The organism is Pedobacter sp. L105 (assembly GCF_009765875.1).
In the GTDB taxonomy this organism is placed as follows: Bacteria; Bacteroidota; Bacteroidia; order Sphingobacteriales; family Sphingobacteriaceae; genus Pedobacter.
Map to the genome: position 1 here is coordinate 568,196 of NZ_LMUP01000008.1, position 18,863 is coordinate 587,058.

Below are 18,863 nucleotides of genomic sequence, written 5' to 3' on the forward strand. Positions count from 1 at the left end.
AATGAGTTCAGAAATGTTAAGTGATGAAGTAAAATCAGCCTACAATAACTTTTATACCCAGAAAGATACCGCATGGCGTATGCTGGGGGCATCGGCAAAAGCTGCAAATATAGTTGCTGTCTGCAAAGACCTCCATCCCGTAAAGGTACTGGAAGTTGGCGCTGGCGACGGCAGTATCCTTCATTTTTTAAATGAATGGAATTTTGGTGAAGAACTCTATGCACTGGAAATTGCAGAAACCGGCGTTTCTTTAATACAGGAACGTGGTTTAAGCCGGCTAAAAGAGGTGAAAAGCTTTGACGGTTATGAAATCCCCTATGCTGATGACAGCTTTGACCTGGTGATCCTGGCGCACGTACTGGAACATGTAGAACATGAACGCATCTTAATCCGTGAGCTGAAACGTATTGCTAAACATATCGTTATTGAGGTACCTCTTGATTATCGTTTTGGAGTAGACCAGCGGATGAAACACTTCCTGGATTACGGACATATTAATATGTATACCCCAACCTCCCTGCGTTTTCTTTTACAGAGCGAAGGACTGGAAATTATTTCCGGACAGGTTTCAATGACCCCTCCGGCCACAACTAAATTTAATGAGTTTGTGAACAGGAAAGCACCTAAAAGCTTGTCCAAAACACTACGGATTGAACTGGAATACCGGATTAAAAAAACAATTGGTCAGTTATTGGGTTTAAAAAAACAGGAACAATTTGCTAATGCATATACCGTTTTAACAAAAAAATCTAATCAGACACTGCAAATATTCTAGTTCATGCAAAACTTTGCTCCTATTGCCTTATTTGTATATAACAGGCCTAAGCATACAGAACGTACGCTTAAGTTTTTAAAACAGAATGAATTGGCCGAAGACAGCCGTTTATTTGTGTTTTCTGACGGGCCAAAAACCGCAGCGGATGAGGATCTGGTGAATGAAGTGCGTGAACTGTTAAAAAATATCGATGGGTTTAAATCGGTAGAGATCATTGAAAGGAAAGAGAACATGGGCCTGGCCAATTCGGTTATTGCCGGGGTAAGCAGATTATCCGCTGCTTATGGACAGGTAATTGTTTTTGAAGATGACCTGATCACTTCCCCTTATACGCTTAATTATTTCAATGATGCTTTAAACCGTTACCGGCAGGAAGACCGTGTGATGCATATCGGTGCTTATATGTACCATCTTCAGGATACGGAATTACCCGAATCTTTTTTTTACCGTGCCGCAACCAGCTGGGGATGGGCCACCTGGGAAAGGGCCTGGCAGCATTTTGAGCCTAATATTGACACCTTAATGGCTCAGTTCGATGCAAAAAAAAGAGCTGCGTTTTCCATTGACCACAACATGAACTTCTGGAAACAAATGCAGGATTTTAAGCGTGGCAAAAATAATTCATGGGCAATCCGCTGGTATGCTTCCATCTTTCTTAAAAATGGGCTTACCCTCAACCCTGCTCAATCTTTGGTGAATAATATTGGCCACGATGGCAGCGGTGTACATTCCGGGATCAATGATATCTACAATGTGATCATTAATCCTAAACAGATCACCAGGTTCCCTGATGAGATCAAAGAGCATCCACAGGCTTATCAGGCCATTAAACAGTTCCTGAGCACCAGAAAAGGCAGTTTATGGCAGCGCCTGAAAAGATATCTGACCGAGCGCCTGAGTTAATTACTGCGCTTTTCTTGCTTCTAAGATGATATAAGGCGACAGCTGTCTGGAGTTAAAAGGGAAGACTTTCGTAAATACTTTGCCCAACAGCCATACTGATTTTTTGAATAACCTCACCCCTGCAGGTTTATTTTTTTCATCTTCCAGCCAAAGGCTGAAATGACCGAAATATTTTGACTGCACTACTTCCAGCCCCGCTTTACGACTGATGGAAGCCAGCAATTCAGGGTCCATACAATGGATATTGTGTTTATCGTAATTGGCTTTATCAAATACCTTCTGGAACCATCCATTCAGCGCTTTAAAGTTGGGCAGCGTGATCAGCAGGGTTCCTCCTGGTTTTAAGAAATGGATATGCCGCTGAATGATATCATCCGTATCATTGAAATGTTCAATCAATCCGCAGGACAAGACCAGATCATATCGCTGAACTTCTTTATGGTTAAACAGGTCCGTTTCAATAATGTGGATATCGCTTTCTTTCAGCTCATTGGCTTCGAGCAAAGCATTGGTAACCGGCTGATGGACAAAATAGTCAAGCAGCGTAACATCGAGCTTAAAATATTTCTTCAGGAACACCGCGTAATAACCGGGAAATCCTCCGAGTTCTATCGCCGTTTTTACCTGCCGGGTTTGAATAATGGAACCCAACTCTTTATGAAACAGGTAATTTGCAGGAATATTGACCGACAGGCCTGTTTTACTCTCCCAATAATTTACCCAAAATTGTCTGTCGGTTAAAAGGTTGTCCATAATTGTTTTTCCAGCGCTTTAATCAGCTTCACGGCCGATAAAGTTAATATTTAAGTTATGAAAACACCTAAACGATAACAATAATATGTAATTTTGATACATTGAAAATAGTCCACTTAAATACATATGAAGGGAACGGAGGTGCCGGAAGAGCATGTCTCCGTTTAAGTAACGCGCTTCAGGCAAGCGGTGTTGAATCCCGCGTAATGGTATATTACCAGTTTAAGGAAAGCGACAAGGCCGAAGCTTTCAGTAAAACCGCTTTGCAAAAAGCTGGTGCTATTTTTAATATCCTTTCTGAAAGGTACCTGGCCAAAGGATTGGTAAAAGCCCTTAAAACACCCTTTTCACTGCAATGGTTTGGCAGGTCAATAGCTAAACATCCAGCGCTAAAAGAGGCCGACCTGATCCATATCCACTGGATTAACCATGGTTTTTTACGGCCTAAAGACCTCGCCGAACTGGAACTGCTGGATAAACCTATTGTATGGACCTTTCACGATAGTAATGCCTTTACCGGTGGCTGCCATGTACGTTATTCCTGCGAAAACTATCATCAGCAGTGCGGCAATTGCCCCTTGTTAAAGATCAGCGGCAAAAATGATATTTCCCATAAAAACTGGCAAAGCAAAAAGAAAGGTTATGCCAACCTGGGTTTTCATATTGTAGCCCCTAGCCAATGGATGGCCAGGTCTGTTAAATTCAGCAGTTTAATGGGTGCCAGGGAAACAGCCGTGATCCCCAACACCATAGAGACGGCAGTCTTTAAACCCTATGTGAAAGCCGAAGCTAAAAAGTTATTAAAGATTTCCCCCGAAAAGTTTGTGCTGATGAGTGGTTTTATGCCTTCAAAAAACGACAAACACAAAGGAACTTCTTATCTGATCGATGCCCTGAACGACCTGGCAGGACGCCCCGGGGTGATCAAAGAAAATATAGAACTGCTTATTTTTGGTAATAAGGAAGCGGCCGAGATGCCTGACTTCCCTTTTAAAACCATCTTTTTGGGTACGATAAACAATGATGCACACCTGGCGAAATGTTATTCTGCCGCGGATGCCTTTATTACTGCTTCCCTGGAAGATAATCTTCCGAATACGGTAATGGAAAGCCTGGCCTGTGCAACTCCTGTAGTGGCCTTTAAAACGGGTGGCATTCCGGATATGGTAGATCACCTCGTGAACGGTTACCTGGCAGATTACGAATCTTCAGAAGATCTGGCCACCGGAATAGAATGGTTATACCATGAAGAGAATGCAGCAGAGATTCAAAAACAGGCAAGATTAACCATACTGACTTACTTTTCTGAGGAAGTTATCGCCGAAAAGCATATCTTGCTCTATCAATCACTGATCAATTTACATCCCCGTTAACCAGATATTAAACCATGCAGCCAAAGCTTAGTGTGATCACCATCGTTTATAATAATGTAAAGGATATCGAGCGGACTATGCTTTCTGTATTGAACCAAACCTATTCCCCTATTGAATATATCATTATTGATGGCGCATCAACAGATGGCACCAGGGATATCATTTATAAATATAAATCGCGGCTCAGCCAGTTCATATCTGAAAATGACAAGGGTATTTATGATGCCATGAATAAGGGCTTAGCCCTGGCTACCGGGGATTATGTCTTATTTATGAATTCCGGGGATGAGATCTATGCTCCTGAAACTGTTGCTGAAGTGTTTGGAAGCGCTCCCGGAGCTGATATTTATTATGGTGAAACCGAGATGTACAATGACAAATGGGAGAGCCTTGGGCAAAGAAGGCATCAGGCACCGGAAACGTTCGACTGGCATAGCTTTAAACATGGGATGAGCATTAGCCATCAGGCAATCTACGTAAAAAGAAGCCTGGCGAAACCTTACGACCTGCAATATAAGTACAGTTCTGATATCGACTGGATCATCAGGGCGGCAAAAAACGCTTCCAGCATTGTGAACACGCACAGTTATGTAGCCAAGTATCTGGTAGGCGGTATATCCAAACAAAAAAACCTGGAAAGCTTAAAAGAACGGTTCCGCATTTTCACCAAGTATTATGGTTTTATTCCCAATGTGATCAATCATTTCTGGATTGCAATGAACCTGGGCCAATATTATCTGCGTCACAGAAGAACGAACGACTAATGTCATTGTAGTCTACTCAAAGCGTAACAATTCATTTTTTGACAAACAATCTTTTTCCCGGCTTGTAGTAATATTACATTTAATCATTACTATCATGGGAAAATTAAGTAATCGTAACATAGCTGTATTATCAGCAAATGGATTTGAAGAATCAGAATTAACCAGCCCTGTTGAAAGATTGAAACAGGAAGGTGCTACAGTACATATCATTTCTTTAGACGCAGGTAAAATCAAAGGTATGAAACATGACCGCGAATGGACTGTAGAAGTAAACGTGGATAAAGTGGTAACGGATGCCAATGCCGATGATTATCAGGGTCTGGTTATTCCGGGTGGTGTGCTGAACCCTGATGCTTTAAGGAAGAACCAGGATGCATTAGATTTTGTGAAAGCATTTTTTGAAGCAGGAAAACCGGTAGCCGCAATATGCCATGGCCCTCAGGTGCTGATTTCAGCAGAGGTAGTGGAAGGGCGGAACTTAACATCCACCAAAACTATAAAAATTGATCTGGTGAATGCCGGTGCAAACTGGGAAGATTCGGAAGTTGTAGTAGACCAGGGGCTGGTTACCAGCCGTAGTCCTGCAGATCTGCCAGCGTTTAACGATAAGATGGTAGAAGAATTTGCCGAAGGTGTTCATGCCGGACAGCACGTATAATTGAGGATAAGTTTCACCTTAAGGTGATCAATAAAACAGGCTATAATTAATCGATATAGCCTGTTTTGTTTTTATCTGGGATAGGCAAAAGGCAATCCCGATAGATAACGGCTGATCTTCCGGTAAGGATAATCACCCGCTCCTTTATCCGCAAATTGTACAATGATGGTGTGGGTTAGTGGGTCCATATACAAACGCTGACCAAGCATGCCCTCCGCAGCAAAATCGCCGTTCACCCCCTGCTGAGGTATCCACCATAAATAATGATGTGCAGTTTTTTGCCAGCCTTTGGCAGTAGCCGGAATTTCTCCATCCAGGTGAAGGGAGCGGTTAACCCATTCCTGAGGTACGATCTGCTGCCCGTTATATTTACCATTGTTCAAATACAGACGCCCGATCTTGGCCAAATCTATAGCCGTACACTGAAACCTGCTGGCTGTATTCGCCAGCCCATTTTGATGGTCCAGCCCCCAGCTCGCTTTATACTCAGTGCCTATTCTTTTCCATACTTTGTCCTGAAAATATGCGGAAACCTTTTTCCCGGTTGCATTTTCCAGCGCCCAGGTGAGCAGAAAGGCATCTATACTTTCATATTTATAGACCGTCCCCGGTTTGTTATCCAGGGTTACGTTTAACAATTGTTTTTTGATATCATCGGTATAATAAAACCGGGCTTCATCAGATAAGAAAGCATGAAGGTAACTGCCGTTAGTGTCTTCAAATTTAAGCCCGGATTTCATGGACAACAGGTTCATCAGGGTAATATCCTTAAATGCAGGATTAGCCTTTAATTCAGGCACGTATTGAGTTACATGATCATTGAGACTTTTTATTTTACCCTCTTCCAATGCCTGTCCAAGTACAATTGACACCATTGTTTTGGCCACAGAGAAAAGTGTGGTCAGCGTAGTATCGCTATAACCGGGTGCATATTTTTGATAGATAATACTGTCGTTTCTGATGACCATGAATAAATTGATCTTTCCTTCCAGCAAATAATCCTTAAATGGAACCAGATGATTCTTCCCATCTAAAACATGCAGGGTATCCAGGTCATTTCTGTTTTGCGGGGCTTGTGAAAAATGAAAAGCAGTATCCGATGGAAGAACTACCGTTTGAGGATAAGCTTTATAAGTTGCTGCATCAGGAATCTGATAGCGGACAACCCTGATCAGCTCAGGGCGCCAGGTAAACAGCATTGCAAAGATCAATACAACAAGTAAGCAAAGCAGCACCACGGTATAAAGGGCTTTTTTCATTAGAATACGTATTGATTTAGAAGCATTATTTTAGAGTTTTTTAATGGTCTTCGGCGTTTTGAAGGTAATGAAATTTACATGAGGCTGCACTCATTTCGTTAGGTGAACTATAAGCCCATGCAGATTTCATCAACATATAAGTTATGATTTGCACCGGCTTAATTATTAAACTTTACCCAGGTATACTTCAGTATGGTACTGGAAGCTTACCTTCCCATTCTGTTGATAATGTGCAAATATTTCTTTCAGCTTAGTCAAAAAAGCTTTTCCTTCAGGCGTATCCAACGCAGGTACATAAGATGAGGACCCGGCGCGCCCGATGAGTCCTTCTTCATCAAATAACTGTAAATTCGGAAAATTTGCCTGCTCATATTTTCCGTCATGGAAAAAAGCAGTAAAGTCCTCAGGGTTCAGGTACTGTTGGTTCACCTCATTATAATCCGTACCGTTTTGCTGTAACAGCTGATCGTAGGCTTTTGAAAAATCGTCTGCATCAACAATCCGCTTATTCCATATCAAGGCTACCTCTCCGTTTGCAGTTAAGATCCTTTGAAACTCTTTTTTGGTTTCAGCGTGATTGAACCAATGAAATGCCTGCGCACAAACGATGAGATCTACAGCATGATCTTTTAAGGTAGTTAAACTGGAACTGCCATCAACGGAAATGTAGTTTGAATAGTGGCTTAAAGCGTTATCTGCCGCTGCCCTCATTGGTTCATTTGGTTCTACCGCAAAAACCGTATACCCCGCATCGAGTATCTGTTTGGTAAAGATACCTGTTCCAGAACCGATGTCTGCGATGGAAGCACCTACAGGTAATTCAGCTTCTTTCCGGAGATATTCCATTACCTGAGCTGGATAGTCGGGCCTGTATTTAATATAGTTTGTTACCCTGTCCGTAAATCGTTGTGTGGAGTTTTCTAACATGCCGCAAAATTAAGTAAAAAGTTCTGCTATGCCATTCTGGCAAGCGTCATCCAACTCTAATTTTGGAACAGCTATCAGCGCAGGCTTCCCTGTTATAAAAAAGCCTTAAACGCAAAAAAGCCTGTAAGCAAATGCTTACAGGCTCTGATATGATTCATCCGAATGGATTAGAAGTTTTTACCTTTTATTTTACGTTCATTTTCTGTTAAGAAGATTTTACGTAAACGCATGCTTAAAGGTGTAATTTCAATATACTCGTCAGCCTGGATATATTCCATAGCTTCTTCTAATGAAAATTTAATTGCAGGAGCAATACGATTACTATCATCTGTACCAGAAGCACGCATGTTAGTTAAAGCTTTTCCTTTTACAATGTTTACTACTAAATCATTATCACGAATGTGCTCACCCATGATCTGACCTTCATAAACCTCAACACCCGGATCTACGAAGAAACGACCGCGATCTTGTAATTTATCAATTGAATAAGCAGTTGTACTACCTTTTTCCATTGAAACAAGAACACCATTTAACCTTCCAGGGATAGTACCTTTCCAAGGCTCGTAAGCTTTGAAACGGTGAGCCATGATCGCTTCACCACCTGTTGCTGTTAATACGTTATTTCTTAATCCGATGATACCACGGGCAGGAATTTCAAACTCTAAATGCTGAAGATCTCCTTTTGGTTCCATGATCAGTAATTCACCTTTACGCTGAGTTACCAGTTCAATTACTTTACCAGCAACTTCACCCGGAACGTCAACGATCAAAGTTTCAACCGGCTCACATTTTTTACCATCAATTTCTTTGATGATAACCTGTGGCTGTCCAACCTGGATTTCATACCCTTCGCGACGCATAGTCTCGATCAATACTGATAAATGGAGAATACCCCTTCCGTATACTAAATATGCATCAGGAGATGGAGTCTCAACCACTTTAAGGGCAAGATTTTTTTCCATTTCTTTGTACAAACGTTCTTTGATACGTTGAGACGTAACAAATTTACCTTCTTTACCAAAAAATGGAGAGTTATTGATGGTGAACAGCATGTTCATTGTAGGCTCATCAATTTTGATAACAGGCAATTGCTCAGGAGCATCAAAATCAGAGATTGTATCACCGATATCAAATCCTTCAATACCTACAACAGCGCAGATATCACCTGATTTTACTTCAGTAGTACGTATTTTTCCAAGGCCTTCAAAAGTATATAATTCTTTTACTCTTGATTTAACCATTTTACCATCACGTTTGATTAACGTAACAGGTTGATTTTCTTTAATCACACCACGGTGAACACGTCCAACTGCGATACGGCCAACAAAAGATGAATAATCTAATGAAGTGATCTGCATTTGTAAAGTTCCTTCCAGCATCGGTGGAGCAGGGATATTAGCTACAACTGCATCTAATAAAGGGAAGATATCAGTAGTAGGCACTTTCCAGTCTGTACTCATCCATCCTTGTTTAGATGAACCATAAATTACAGGGAAGTCTAATTGATCTTCTGTAGCCTCAAGGTTAAAGAACAATTCAAAGATTTGCTCATAAACTTCTTCCGGACGACAGTTCTCTTTATCTACTTTGTTTACAACAACGATAGGTTTAAGACCTAAAGCCAATGCTTTTTGTGTAACGAAACGAGTTTGAGGCATTGCACCTTCAAAAGCATCACATAACAACAATACACCATCAGCCATTTTCAATACACGCTCTACCTCACCACCGAAATCGGCGTGACCAGGAGTATCAATAATATTGATTTTGACATCTTTATACATTACCGAAACGTTTTTAGAAACAATCGTGATACCACGTTCCCTTTCCAAATCGTTATTATCAAGTATCAAGTCGCCTGTTTGTTCGTTGTCACGAAAAATAGAACAAGCGTGTAAAATCTTATCAACCAATGTAGTTTTACCGTGGTCAACGTGTGCTATAATAGCTATATTTCTTATTTTTTGCATAAAATGCGCCTAATTTTGGCGCAAAGATAACGTAAATAATTGATATATCAGCCTATTACCTAGGGCAATGTCACATATTTAATATTTTCTTCCTGTGCCTGCCCCGAAGATTTCCAAAAACTTTAAGTTACAACTAACTGTTTTAACAGCAAATGGAGAAAAAAGCAATTTTAGTCGGCGCAAGCGGATCAATAGGAAGCAGCCTGTTAAACCAGCTGTTAGAAAGCGGTTCTTATTCAACTGTATTGGTACTGGTAAGGAAAGCGTTACCCCTTCAGCACCCCAAGCTCAAGCAACTGGTGATCAATTTTGACCAGCTGAACAATTATGCCGCTGAAATTAAAGGCGACGCCGTTTTCTGCTGCCTAGGTACCACAAAAAGTCAGACCCCAGATCAGCAGCAGTACCGGAAAATTGATTATCAATATCCATTAGATGTAGCTGCTATTGCACTGGCCAATGGGGCAACAAGTTACCACCTGGTTTCTGCTATGGGTGCCGATAAAGATTCATCTATATTTTATACCAAGACTAAAGGAGAAGTGGAACGCGATCTTAAATTGATACCTTTTCAAAATATCCATATCTACAGGCCTTCGTTACTGGATGGAGAAAGAAAGAACAAGCGTTTTCTGGAAGGTGTGTTAAACGCAGTGATGCACCTGATCAACCCCCTGCTGGCTGGGGGATTAAAAAAATACAGAAGTATTAAGGTAGAGAACGTAGCCAGGGCAATGCTCAAACAGTCGTTAGAAGATAAAAAGGGTATATTTATCCATCAATCTGACCAAATACAGCAATTGAGCATTGACTAACCAATAGTTTTACCCTTTATGAATAGATTTACACTGGGCATAGAAGAAGAGTACATGGTAATAGACCCTGTTACCCGCGAACTCACCTCCCATGATCAGCAAATTGTAGAAGCTGCCCAAAAGATCTACAAAGACCAGGTTAAGGCAGAAATGCACCAGGCAGTGGTAGAAGTAGGTACCAGTATCTGTAAAAACACCACACAGGCAAGAAAGGAGATTTCCGAACTTCGCAGCACTGTCCATCAGCTGGCGGGCGACCTGGGCTTTCAGATCGGCGCCGCCGGAACACATCCTTTTTCCAGGTGGGAAAAACAGCTGATCACCGAACACCCCCGCTACAATGAAATCATCAACGAGTTCCAGGAGGCCGCCCGTTCAAACCTGATCTTTGGATTACATGTTCATGTAGGTTTTCAGTCCCGGGAACTGGCTATCCACATTGCAAACCAGGTACGTTATTTCTTACCCCATGTATTTGCCTTATCTACCAATTCACCCTTCTGGGAAGGAAGGAATACAGGTTACAAGTCGTTTCGCACCAAAATATTCGACAAATTTCCCCGTACCGGTATTCCTGATGTTTTTAACAGTATCGAAGATTATGATAACTACATCAAGCTACTGATCAAAACCAATAGTATTGATAACGCCAAGAAGATCTGGTGGGACATCCGCGTACATCCGTTTTTTGAAACGATAGAATTCAGGATCTGCGATTGCCCGCTCCTGATTGATGAAACCATGGCTTTCGTGGCCTTATTTCAGGCGTTATGTGCCAAATTGTATAAACTGAGGTTACAGAATATGAGTTATATAAATTATTCCAGGGCACTGATCAATGAAAACAAATGGCGCGCTGCCCGTTATGGAATTGATGGCAACCTGATCGATTTTGGCAAGGAGATAGAAGTAAGCTGCCGAAGCCTGGTGCTGGAATTACTTGATTTTGTTGATGATGTAGTGGATGAACTGGGTTGCAGGGAAGATTTAAATTATATCCATCAGATATTGGAAAGAGGAACAGGTGCCGACCAGCAGCTTGCTGTATATGCCGAGACCGGAAGTTTTGAAGCCGTAGTAGATTTTATAACCAGTCAGACGCTGATTGGTGCAAAAAGGTAATCATGAAGGATAAAAAGAAATTCAAAGTAGCTGTGATTGACATGAACGATGGATTTCCTAATCTGGGCATGAAGGGAATTATTGATATTTTATCAGCTTACGAAGCTGCGCATAACATCGAACTGTCTGCAGAAATATTTGATCTCCGCTCAAAGAATGAGATCCCGGGAATAAACTTTGATATCTACATTTCAAGCGGTGGCCCCGGCAGCCCGCTTGACGGAGCGCATCAATCCTGGGAAAGTTCTTTTTCAGCTTTGCTGGATACTATCGAAGCTTATAATTCTACTCACCATCAAAAAAAACATGTTTTTCTAATTTGTTACTCCTTTCAGCTGGCCTGCCGCAAATATGGCGTAGGAAAGATCAGCAGGAGAAAATCAGGTGTTTTTGGGATACTGCCCGTTACACTGACTGAGGACGGAAAAAATGATATCATCTTTAAAGGATTACCCAACCCCTTTTATGCAGTAGACAGCAGGGAATGGCAGGTAACAGATCCGGAACAACAGCTATCCGCCATTCCGGAAGTACAGGTTTTAGCCATAGAGACTATCATCAGCATACCACTAGCAACCAATAAATCTGCTGATGATAACTTGATGACCGCTAAAGATCAACTACATACTCATGAAAAAGACCGCCCTGAACCCTGTATGATGGCGGTGCGTTTTTCCAAAGAATTTACAGGCACACAATTTCACCCGGAGGCAAATCCCGCAGACATCAGGATATATTTACTGGAAGCAGATAAAAAAGAAGCTGTCATTGCCGATCATGGAAAAGAAAAGTATGCCGGGATTTTTTCGCAGCTGGATAACCCGGATGGCGTTATACTCACACAACAGCACATCCTCCCTAATTTTTTGAGGGAGGCTATTCAATCTTTAAACAGTTAGTCATATGATTGGTCCTTACAGGGAATATTTCAACAGGAATTTTACAACAATTAAATACGTCAGATTTTTAAAAGAAATTACGGGAGATGGTACACCATTACCTTTTCGCGTAGCCGAAACACCTGTTTTTATTCCCAAAGATTTAAAAGAACAGCTCATCTCTGCTGGTCAGGAAATCATCAAGCTCATCCGTCGTCCTGATTTCAAAGAACTAACGGCCAAAGCTATTCCAGCAGAGTGGTATGTACCCAATGAAAATGAACATCCGCATTTCCTGGCTTTTGATTTTGGCATCTGCAAGGATGAAACCGGGCGCTTAGTACCCAGATTAATAGAACTGCAGGGCTTTCCTTCTTTGTTTGCTTTCCAGGCGCAGCTGTCCAACTGTTACAACAAAGTTTTTGAACTGGATCAGCTGGCAGTTTTAAGTCCCTATTTCCAGGGGATGACTGAACAGCAGTATTTCAGTTTGCTCAAAAGAGTGATCGTTGGAAATTTTCTTTCCGAAGAAGTTGTTTTAATGGATGTAGATGCCCCGAAGCAAAAAACAGCTATCGATTTTCTCCTGACCGAAAAACAACTGGGCATTCCTGTTTTAAGTTTAACCGACATTTTTAAAGAAGAAGACCAGTTATTTTATCAAAAAGAGGGAAAGAAAACACGCATTAGACGAATTTATAACCGGCTCATCTTTGATGAAGTAAACACCCGGCAGGAGCTTTTCCAATCCAGCTTTGATCCGCGTGAACCGCTGGATGTAGAATGGATCACTCATCCAAACTGGTTTTACAGGATCAGCAAATTCATCCTTCCCTTTTTAAAAAATGAATTTGTACCGGATACGTATTTCTTAAATGCGCTGGAATCTATCCCGGAAGATCTGGAAAATTATGTGCTTAAACCCCTTTTCTCTTTTGCAGGACATGGGGTTATCATTGATGTGGAACAGTCGGACATCGATCACATTACAGATCCTCACAATTGGATATTACAGAAGAAAGTAGTTTATGAACCTGTAATCCGGTCGCCCGACGGCCTGGTGAAAACCGAAATCAGGTTGTTGTACCTCTGGCCTGATGGCGAAGAGCCTCAGCTATGTATGAACCTGGTAAGGTTAAGTAAGGGAAAGATGATTGGCGTGCAATATAATGCAGATTTAGATTGGGTAGGCGGTACTGTAGGTTTAATGGACGCGGAAATTTACAATTAATAGACTGCCCTGACAGATAAATTAGCTATTTTTGTTCTATGAACGTGCAAGTTATTTTAGTCGGACTGTTATTTATTGCGGCACTCTTCTATATAGGCCGCATCATCTATCGTGCTGTATCCCCAAAAAGTGGAGGATGCGCTTCTAATTGTAAATGCGGTGTGGATTTCTCCAACGTCGAAATTAAAAACAAATAGTTTTTAAAGCACGCTGCATGTTTGATCAGTTTAAAGAATATTTACAAAAAAAAATAGCCCTGACAGACGAGCAGTTTGACCTGATCTCTAAAGATATCAAGGTTAAAACACTCGAGAAAAACCAGGTTGTTCTTTCTCCCGGCGAGACCAGTACCCATACTTATTTTGTAACCGAAGGCCTGATGCGCTGTTATTCTATCGATAGCAAAGCAAAAGTGAACATCATTCAGTTTGCTCCTGAACTGTGGTGGTTGTCTGAAAGAAATAGCTTTTTTAATGAACCATCAGATTTTTATATTGATGCCATAGAAAAAACTACAGCACTCATTCTCCCGAGAAATTACTTTAATGATGCTGCCGTCCATGTACCCTGCTTACATGACCTTAACAATACCATGTTAAACAATTCTATCCGTTTTATGCAGAAAAGGATCAATATGTTGCTGAGTGCTACTGCAGAGGAGCGTTATCTGGACTTCATTAAACTTTATCCAAACCTCACCCTGAGGGTACCACAATGGATGATCGCCTCCTACCTTGGCATCACACCAGAGTCGTTAAGCCGTGTGCGTAAAGACCTTGCACACAAACACTTCAAAGCTTAACCATTTCTTATCATAAATCAACGTTCGCGCTGCACTTTATTCTTAATTTTACGTTATCATATAAATCAATCTAAAATTAAAAATTATGGCAACTACTAAATGGGTTCTAGATCCAGCACACAGCGAACTTCAATTCAAAGTAAAACACTTAATGATTACCACCGTTACAGGTAGCTTCAACGAGTTTTCAGCAGAACTAACTACTGAATCTGACGATTTTGAACATGCAGAAATATCTTTCCAGGCTGGAGTAGCTTCAGTAGATACCGGTAATAAAGACAGAGACGGTCACCTGATCAGCGGAGATTTCTTTAATGCCGAAGAGTTTCCTTCTATTTCTTTTAAATCTACTTCTTTCAAAAAAGATGGCAGTGATTACAAATTAACTGGAGACTTAACCCTTAAAGGTGTAACTAAACCAGTTACTTTAGATGTAGAATTTGGTGGTACTGCTCAGGATCCATGGGGAAATACCAAAGCAGGATTTACTTTAAGCGGAAAAATCAACAGAACTGATTTCGGCTTAACTTACAATGCAGCGCTGGAAACAGGTGGTGTAATGTTAGGTGAAGACGTTAAGATATTAGGCGAATTACAATTCGCAAAAGCATAATTATTGACTGATATCCTCCTGATGGAAACCTGTGTAAAATCCGTTTCGGCTGTTTTAGATGCCCCGCTACCCAATAGGGTGGGGAACGGTTTCCGTGTAAACAATTTTTTTCCAAGAGGATATAAGATCTGTATGAGTCCTTTTTTCATGCTCGACTTCAATGCCAGAACAGAGATTAAAGGTGCAAACGAACCCCGCGGTGTTGGTGTACATCCGCACCGTGGTTTCGAAACTGTAACCATTGCCTATCATGGCGTAATTGCCCATCACGATAGTGCAGGCAATAGCGGTGTAATTTATCCGGGAGATGTACAATGGATGACAGCAGCGCGCGGTATTCTGCATAAGGAGTACTTCGAGCAACGATTCAATGAAACAGGTGGAGTTTTTCAAATGGTTCAATTGTGGGTTAACCTGCCTGCAAAAGACAAAATGAGCCCACCTAAATACCAGGCTGTTAAACAGGCTGATCTGAAAAAGTATGATTTACCGGCTAATGGGGGCACGATAGAAATCATTGCCGGAGATTATGCAGGTGTAAGTGGCAGTGTTTCTACGTTTACAGCCCTACAGGTTTATAATGCGCGCTTATTGAAAGAAGGAGAAGTTGTTTTTAATTTTCCGGCACATTTTAATACCGGTTTTTTAGTTGTAGAAGGCAAAGTAACTATCAATGGCAGCCAGGCGGCTATAGAAAATCAATTCGTTTATTTTAAGAACGACGGAGAGCAGATTAGCGTAAAAGCTTCACAAAATAGTGTGGTCCTCGTTTTAAGCGGTGAACCTATTGATGAACCCATTGCACAATACGGGCCTTTTTTAATGAATAACCAGGAAGAATTGCAACAGGCAATCAGCGACTATAACGAAGGTCGTTTTGGTTACCTGGATGAAGAGTAACAATAAGGCATTATGAAAAACCGCTGAAAAGAACCATTCAGCGGTTTTTTTATTTTATTTCTTTGCTTTTTTAGCTGTGTCTGTCTGCAAACTATCAATCAGCGTAGTATCTGAAGGTTTTGCAGGTGCTACAGTAGAAGTAGAAGCCTTTTTGGTGGTATCAATTTTTACAGAGTCAGGCACTTTACTGCTTCCTTTATCACCCATGGTACAGGCCGATAAAGAAACAATTCCAAGACTGGCAACTAGTATATATCTGGCTATATGTTTCATAAAACGCATTTTTTAATTAAAACCCGCTTATACAGCCAATTGTTTTACAATTTTTGAATCAGGCAAACCGCATAGGCCACTACTCCTTCTTCCCTGCCAATAAAACCCATCAGTTCATTGGTGGTGGCTTTGATAGAAATGTCTTCCATATCAATATTAATGGCTTTGGAAATATTATCCTGCATCTGCGGAATATGAGGATTGATCTTTGGTGCCTCCAGGCAAAGCATGGCATCAATGTTACCAATGGTCCATCCTTTTTCTGAGATTAACTTTACGGTTTCCTGCAGCAGGATCATACTGCTGATCCCCTTCCATTGCGGATCTGTGTTTTTAAAATGGAAGCCTATATCCCTCAAATTGGCAGCGCCCAGCAGGGCATCACATATGGCATGCAGCAGCACATCAGCATCCGAATGGCCGAAGGCGCCTTTATGGTGTTCAAGGTTTACACCACCTATCACAAAGGGATGGTTTTCTTTTAATTGGTGTACGTCAAAACCAAATCCTACTTTAATCTTCATATCTTTCTATTCCAATACGGGGTTATTATTACCCAAATATAATTTAAAAAAACCACCTTATTGACCCTCTGCACGAAAGAACTGAGTAACTATTTCCGCAATTTGTTGATATTTAAAACGATATTCTACAATTATTTTGGAGCTTAGATTTATTTTTGTGTAATTTTAACAGTCAGAATATATCATTTGCACACATGGAAAAAACTTACTTATATTCATTTGCTATTTTATTAACTGTTTCCTCCCTGGTATCCTGTAAATCCAAAACCGCAACTTCAGAAAAAACGGGTTTAGCATACAACAGGAAAGAGAATGGCGGCTTTCAGGTAAACAACAAATTCAAACGCGGACCAGGACCTGGTTTAGTGGAAATTGAAGGCGGAGTGTTTGTAATGAGTGGCAGTGCAATAGATGTTCCCGGTCAGGAGTTGAAAGACTACAATGTTAAAAGAGAGACTACCGTTTCTTCTTTTTATATGGATGAAACCGAAGTTTCCAATACCAACTGGCTGGAATACCTGAACTGGATCAGAAGAACAGATCCTACCAATTACGAATATTATTACAATGAGCTGCCTGATACCCTGGTATGGAGAAGGCCTCTTTCTTATAACGAACCTTACGTAGATAATTATTTAAGACACCCTGCTTACCAGGATTATCCGGTAGTGGGTGTAAGCTGGGAACAGGCACAAAGATATTGTGCATGGAGGACAGATATCGTGAACGAATCCCTGTTAAGGGAACAAAACTACATGACCAGCTATAAAGATTTAAATGGTGATGGTAAAAAAGCAAAAGCAAATACACCTGCCACTGCTAAACCTACCGGCCCTTTTACTACTGATCTTTATTTAAACGGCCAGTATGACGACAAAGGTACCCATGCCATGAAAGACTTAAGCCCGGGTGCACAGACGGCAGCGGCAGCAGGTGCCAAAGCACCAAAAGGCGGCGCTACAAGAAACGTAAGGTTAGAAGATGGTATTTTAAAACAACCTTATCGCCTGCCTACAGAAGCTGAATGGGAATATGCAGCTTTAGGCCTGATAGGGAATACAGAATATGAAAACATCAATAACAATAAGATCTATCCGTGGGACGGACTGGGTATCAGTTCTGCAAAAAGCAAAACACGCGGTTTAATTTTAGCCAACTTTAAAAGAACCAAAGGTGATTATATGGGTGTAGGCGGTTCCCTGAACGATAAGGGAAGTATTACCGTTCCCGTACGTGCCTATGTGCCTAATGATTTCGGACTGTATAATATGGCCGGTAATGTAAACGAATGGGTTGCGGATGTTTATCGTTCCAATACTTTCGAAGCAGCAGATGCTTTAAACCCATACAGGGGTAACTATTACCAGGATAAAAAAGTAGCCGATCAGAATACCGGAAGACTGGAAAAAGATAAATACAACAGGCCTGTAATGACACCAGCTACTTCTGGTAAAAAACAAACCTGGGCAGAGAAACAGGCAGCAGTAAACCAGCCTGTAAATACCTATGCAGATCAGCGCGGATACCGTGATGAAGAAAACAAGCTGTATGGTGAGATTACCCTGGTAAATAATAAATCAAGGGTGTACAAAGGCGGTTCATGGGATGACCAGGCTTTATGGTTAAACCCTGCTACCAGACGTTTCCTGCAACAGGATGAGTCTACCGCAGACATCGGCTTCCGTTGTGCAATGACCATGCTGGGTGCTTCAGAAATTCACCCGGGCGGCAAACCACAGTTTAAGCCTAAACAGCAGAAACCATTCAATGCTAAAAAGTCATAAAGAAATAAAAAAAGGAGCCCATAAGGCTCCTTTTTTTATACAAATGTAATCAGTACCTGGTTCTTTTCTACTTTATCCCCTTTAGCTACCACTATCTTTTTAACAGTACCATCGGTTGCAGATTTCAGCATGTTTTCCATTTTCATGGCTTCCAGTACCAGCAGGCTATCACCTTTTTTAATCTCCTGTCCTTCTGTTACGTTTACGCTTAGCACCAATCCCGGCATAGGCGCTTTTACTTCAGCTACAGCTTTACCCGCGGCACCATTCATCCCCAGCGCTTTTAATAAACTATCGAACTGATCTTCTATAGAGACTTCGTACAAGTGTCCATTGATTTTAACCGTGGCGCTCTTTTCTTCTTTATTTTCAGCAACAACTTCTGCATTATAAGATTTATGCTGATAAATGAAATGCAGGTGCCCGTTTCCAAGATCCCGGATATCCACCGGAAGCTCAGTTCCATTGAGCTGAAAAGCACCATTGTCACCTGTTAATTCATAATTATACTGATCGTTTACTTTTACCCTGTACATATA

General features: G+C 41.2%; 20 protein-coding genes. 13 read left to right on the top strand and 7 right to left on the bottom strand.

Annotation, left to right across the window (positions count from 1 at the left end):
• Window position 1: 1 nt before the first annotated feature.
• Together GSQ84_RS17595 and GSQ84_RS17600 are read left to right on the top strand one after the other, a co-directional pair.
• Window positions 2-775 (top strand): bifunctional 2-polyprenyl-6-hydroxyphenol methylase/3-demethylubiquinol 3-O-methyltransferase UbiG, encoded by a 774-nt coding sequence (locus tag GSQ84_RS17595; RefSeq protein WP_254070896.1) that lies wholly within the window; start codon window positions 2-4, stop codon window positions 773-775.
• A gap of 3 nt (window positions 776-778) precedes the next feature.
• Complete coding sequence (locus GSQ84_RS17600) at window positions 779-1,678, top strand: glycosyltransferase (RefSeq protein WP_158798578.1); 900 nt, start codon at window positions 779-781, stop codon at window positions 1,676-1,678.
• Here the strand turns inward: GSQ84_RS17600 and GSQ84_RS17605 are convergent, their stop codons facing one another.
• Window positions 1,679-2,431: a bifunctional 2-polyprenyl-6-hydroxyphenol methylase/3-demethylubiquinol 3-O-methyltransferase UbiG gene (locus GSQ84_RS17605; protein ID WP_158798579.1), complete on the bottom strand. Its 753-nt coding sequence runs from the start codon at window positions 2,429-2,431 to the stop codon at window positions 1,679-1,681.
• A gap of 101 nt (window positions 2,432-2,532) precedes the next feature.
• Here GSQ84_RS17605 and GSQ84_RS17610 point away from each other — a divergent pair, with 101 nt between their 5' ends.
• From GSQ84_RS17610 to GSQ84_RS17620, 3 genes are all read left to right on the top strand, one after another.
• Entirely contained in the window at window positions 2,533-3,804 is a 1,272-nt protein-coding gene (locus tag GSQ84_RS17610) for a glycosyltransferase family 4 protein (protein WP_158798580.1), read from the top strand.
• A 14-nt stretch (window positions 3,805-3,818) separates the two neighbouring features.
• Window positions 3,819-4,568, top strand: coding sequence for a glycosyltransferase family 2 protein (locus GSQ84_RS17615; protein ID WP_158798581.1), 750 nt, complete (start codon window positions 3,819-3,821; stop codon window positions 4,566-4,568).
• 94 nt (window positions 4,569-4,662) lie between these two features.
• On the top strand, window positions 4,663-5,226 hold the full coding sequence (locus GSQ84_RS17620; RefSeq protein ID WP_158798582.1) for a type 1 glutamine amidotransferase domain-containing protein: 564 nt from the start codon (window positions 4,663-4,665) through the stop codon (window positions 5,224-5,226).
• 71 nt (window positions 5,227-5,297) lie between these two features.
• Here the strand turns inward: GSQ84_RS17620 and GSQ84_RS17625 are convergent, their stop codons facing one another.
• The 3 genes from GSQ84_RS17625 to typA form a co-directional block, all read right to left on the bottom strand.
• Window positions 5,298-6,485 carry a serine hydrolase gene (locus GSQ84_RS17625; RefSeq protein ID WP_158798583.1) on the bottom strand — a complete coding sequence of 396 codons (1,188 nt, stop codon included), beginning with the start codon at window positions 6,483-6,485 and terminating at the stop codon, window positions 5,298-5,300.
• A 165-nt stretch (window positions 6,486-6,650) separates the two neighbouring features.
• Window positions 6,651-7,412 (bottom strand): class I SAM-dependent methyltransferase, encoded by a 762-nt coding sequence (locus tag GSQ84_RS17630; RefSeq protein WP_158798584.1) that lies wholly within the window; start codon window positions 7,410-7,412, stop codon window positions 6,651-6,653.
• A gap of 167 nt (window positions 7,413-7,579) precedes the next feature.
• On the bottom strand, window positions 7,580-9,382 hold the full coding sequence (gene typA / locus GSQ84_RS17635; protein ID WP_158798585.1) for a translational GTPase TypA: 1,803 nt from the start codon (window positions 9,380-9,382) through the stop codon (window positions 7,580-7,582).
• Window positions 9,383-9,534: 152 nt separating this feature from the next.
• Here typA and GSQ84_RS17640 point away from each other — a divergent pair, with 152 nt between their 5' ends.
• The 7 genes from GSQ84_RS17640 to GSQ84_RS17670 all read left to right on the top strand — a co-directional run bounded on the left by GSQ84_RS17640 (window position 9,535) and on the right by GSQ84_RS17670 (window position 15,743).
• Complete coding sequence (locus tag GSQ84_RS17640; protein ID WP_158798586.1) at window positions 9,535-10,197, top strand: oxidoreductase; 663 nt, start codon at window positions 9,535-9,537, stop codon at window positions 10,195-10,197.
• 18 nt (window positions 10,198-10,215) lie between these two features.
• On the top strand, window positions 10,216-11,319 hold the full coding sequence (locus GSQ84_RS17645) for a carboxylate-amine ligase (RefSeq protein ID WP_158798587.1): 1,104 nt from the start codon (window positions 10,216-10,218) through the stop codon (window positions 11,317-11,319).
• A gap of 2 nt (window positions 11,320-11,321) precedes the next feature.
• The gene (locus GSQ84_RS17650; protein WP_158798588.1) at window positions 11,322-12,218 is read left to right on the top strand and encodes a type 1 glutamine amidotransferase; all 897 of its coding nucleotides are present in this window, start codon (window positions 11,322-11,324) and stop codon (window positions 12,216-12,218) included.
• 4 nt (window positions 12,219-12,222) lie between these two features.
• Window positions 12,223-13,428 carry a hypothetical protein gene (locus GSQ84_RS17655; RefSeq protein ID WP_158798589.1) on the top strand — a complete coding sequence of 402 codons (1,206 nt, stop codon included), beginning with the start codon at window positions 12,223-12,225 and terminating at the stop codon, window positions 13,426-13,428.
• A gap of 214 nt (window positions 13,429-13,642) precedes the next feature.
• On the top strand, window positions 13,643-14,230 hold the full coding sequence (locus tag GSQ84_RS17660; RefSeq protein ID WP_158798590.1) for a Crp/Fnr family transcriptional regulator: 588 nt from the start codon (window positions 13,643-13,645) through the stop codon (window positions 14,228-14,230).
• Window positions 14,231-14,315: 85 nt separating this feature from the next.
• Window positions 14,316-14,843 (top strand): YceI family protein, encoded by a 528-nt coding sequence (locus GSQ84_RS17665; protein WP_158798591.1) that lies wholly within the window; start codon window positions 14,316-14,318, stop codon window positions 14,841-14,843.
• 21 nt (window positions 14,844-14,864) lie between these two features.
• Window positions 14,865-15,743, top strand: coding sequence for a pirin family protein (locus GSQ84_RS17670; RefSeq protein ID WP_158798592.1), 879 nt, complete (start codon window positions 14,865-14,867; stop codon window positions 15,741-15,743).
• Window positions 15,744-15,797: 54 nt separating this feature from the next.
• Here GSQ84_RS17670 and GSQ84_RS17675 read toward each other — a convergent pair whose 3' ends face one another.
• Together GSQ84_RS17675 and ispF are read right to left on the bottom strand one after the other, a co-directional pair.
• Window positions 15,798-16,016, bottom strand: a complete 219-nt coding sequence (locus GSQ84_RS17675; protein ID WP_158798593.1) for a hypothetical protein — start codon at window positions 16,014-16,016, stop codon at window positions 15,798-15,800.
• 44 nt (window positions 16,017-16,060) lie between these two features.
• Window positions 16,061-16,540, bottom strand: a complete 480-nt coding sequence (gene ispF / locus GSQ84_RS17680; RefSeq protein WP_158798594.1) for a 2-C-methyl-D-erythritol 2,4-cyclodiphosphate synthase — start codon at window positions 16,538-16,540, stop codon at window positions 16,061-16,063.
• A 194-nt stretch (window positions 16,541-16,734) separates the two neighbouring features.
• On the opposite strand from ispF, the gene GSQ84_RS17685 reads away from it, so the two are divergent.
• Window positions 16,735-18,324, top strand: coding sequence for an SUMF1/EgtB/PvdO family nonheme iron enzyme (locus GSQ84_RS17685; protein ID WP_158798595.1), 1,590 nt, complete (start codon window positions 16,735-16,737; stop codon window positions 18,322-18,324).
• A gap of 35 nt (window positions 18,325-18,359) precedes the next feature.
• On the opposite strand, the gene GSQ84_RS17690 is transcribed toward GSQ84_RS17685, so the two are convergent.
• Complete coding sequence (locus GSQ84_RS17690; protein WP_158798596.1) at window positions 18,360-18,860, bottom strand: biotin/lipoyl-containing protein; 501 nt, start codon at window positions 18,858-18,860, stop codon at window positions 18,360-18,362.
• Window positions 18,861-18,863 lie beyond the last annotated feature (3 nt).

Bases quoted from the DNA above. Each gene is read 5' to 3' on its own strand.
- GSQ84_RS17660 (WP_158798590.1), top strand. From the start codon at position 13,643: ATGTTTGATCAGTTTAAAGAATATTTACAAAAAAAAATAGCCCTGACA.
- GSQ84_RS17670 (WP_158798592.1), top strand. From the start codon at position 14,865: ATGGAAACCTGTGTAAAATCCGTTTCGGCTGTTTTAGATGCCCCGCTA.
- GSQ84_RS17650 (WP_158798588.1), top strand. From the start codon at position 11,322: ATGAAGGATAAAAAGAAATTCAAAGTAGCTGTGATTGACATGAACGAT.
- GSQ84_RS17605 (WP_158798579.1), bottom strand. From the start codon at position 2,431: ATGGACAACCTTTTAACCGACAGACAATTTTGGGTAAATTATTGGGAG.
- GSQ84_RS17690 (WP_158798596.1), bottom strand. From the start codon at position 18,860: ATGTACAGGGTAAAAGTAAACGATCAGTATAATTATGAATTAACAGGT.
- GSQ84_RS17645 (WP_158798587.1), top strand. From the start codon at position 10,216: ATGAATAGATTTACACTGGGCATAGAAGAAGAGTACATGGTAATAGAC.
- GSQ84_RS17655 (WP_158798589.1), top strand. From the start codon at position 12,223: ATGATTGGTCCTTACAGGGAATATTTCAACAGGAATTTTACAACAATT.
- ispF (WP_158798594.1), bottom strand. From the start codon at position 16,540: ATGAAGATTAAAGTAGGATTTGGTTTTGACGTACACCAATTAAAAGAA.
- GSQ84_RS17600 (WP_158798578.1), top strand. From the start codon at position 779: ATGCAAAACTTTGCTCCTATTGCCTTATTTGTATATAACAGGCCTAAG.
- GSQ84_RS17625 (WP_158798583.1), bottom strand. From the start codon at position 6,485: ATGAAAAAAGCCCTTTATACCGTGGTGCTGCTTTGCTTACTTGTTGTA.
- GSQ84_RS17595 (WP_254070896.1), top strand. From the start codon at position 2: ATGAGTTCAGAAATGTTAAGTGATGAAGTAAAATCAGCCTACAATAAC.
- GSQ84_RS17620 (WP_158798582.1), top strand. From the start codon at position 4,663: ATGGGAAAATTAAGTAATCGTAACATAGCTGTATTATCAGCAAATGGA.
- GSQ84_RS17640 (WP_158798586.1), top strand. From the start codon at position 9,535: ATGGAGAAAAAAGCAATTTTAGTCGGCGCAAGCGGATCAATAGGAAGC.
- typA (WP_158798585.1), bottom strand. From the start codon at position 9,382: ATGCAAAAAATAAGAAATATAGCTATTATAGCACACGTTGACCACGGT.
- GSQ84_RS17685 (WP_158798595.1), top strand. From the start codon at position 16,735: ATGGAAAAAACTTACTTATATTCATTTGCTATTTTATTAACTGTTTCC.
- GSQ84_RS17665 (WP_158798591.1), top strand. From the start codon at position 14,316: ATGGCAACTACTAAATGGGTTCTAGATCCAGCACACAGCGAACTTCAA.
- GSQ84_RS17615 (WP_158798581.1), top strand. From the start codon at position 3,819: ATGCAGCCAAAGCTTAGTGTGATCACCATCGTTTATAATAATGTAAAG.
- GSQ84_RS17630 (WP_158798584.1), bottom strand. From the start codon at position 7,412: ATGTTAGAAAACTCCACACAACGATTTACGGACAGGGTAACAAACTAT.
- GSQ84_RS17675 (WP_158798593.1), bottom strand. From the start codon at position 16,016: ATGAAACATATAGCCAGATATATACTAGTTGCCAGTCTTGGAATTGTT.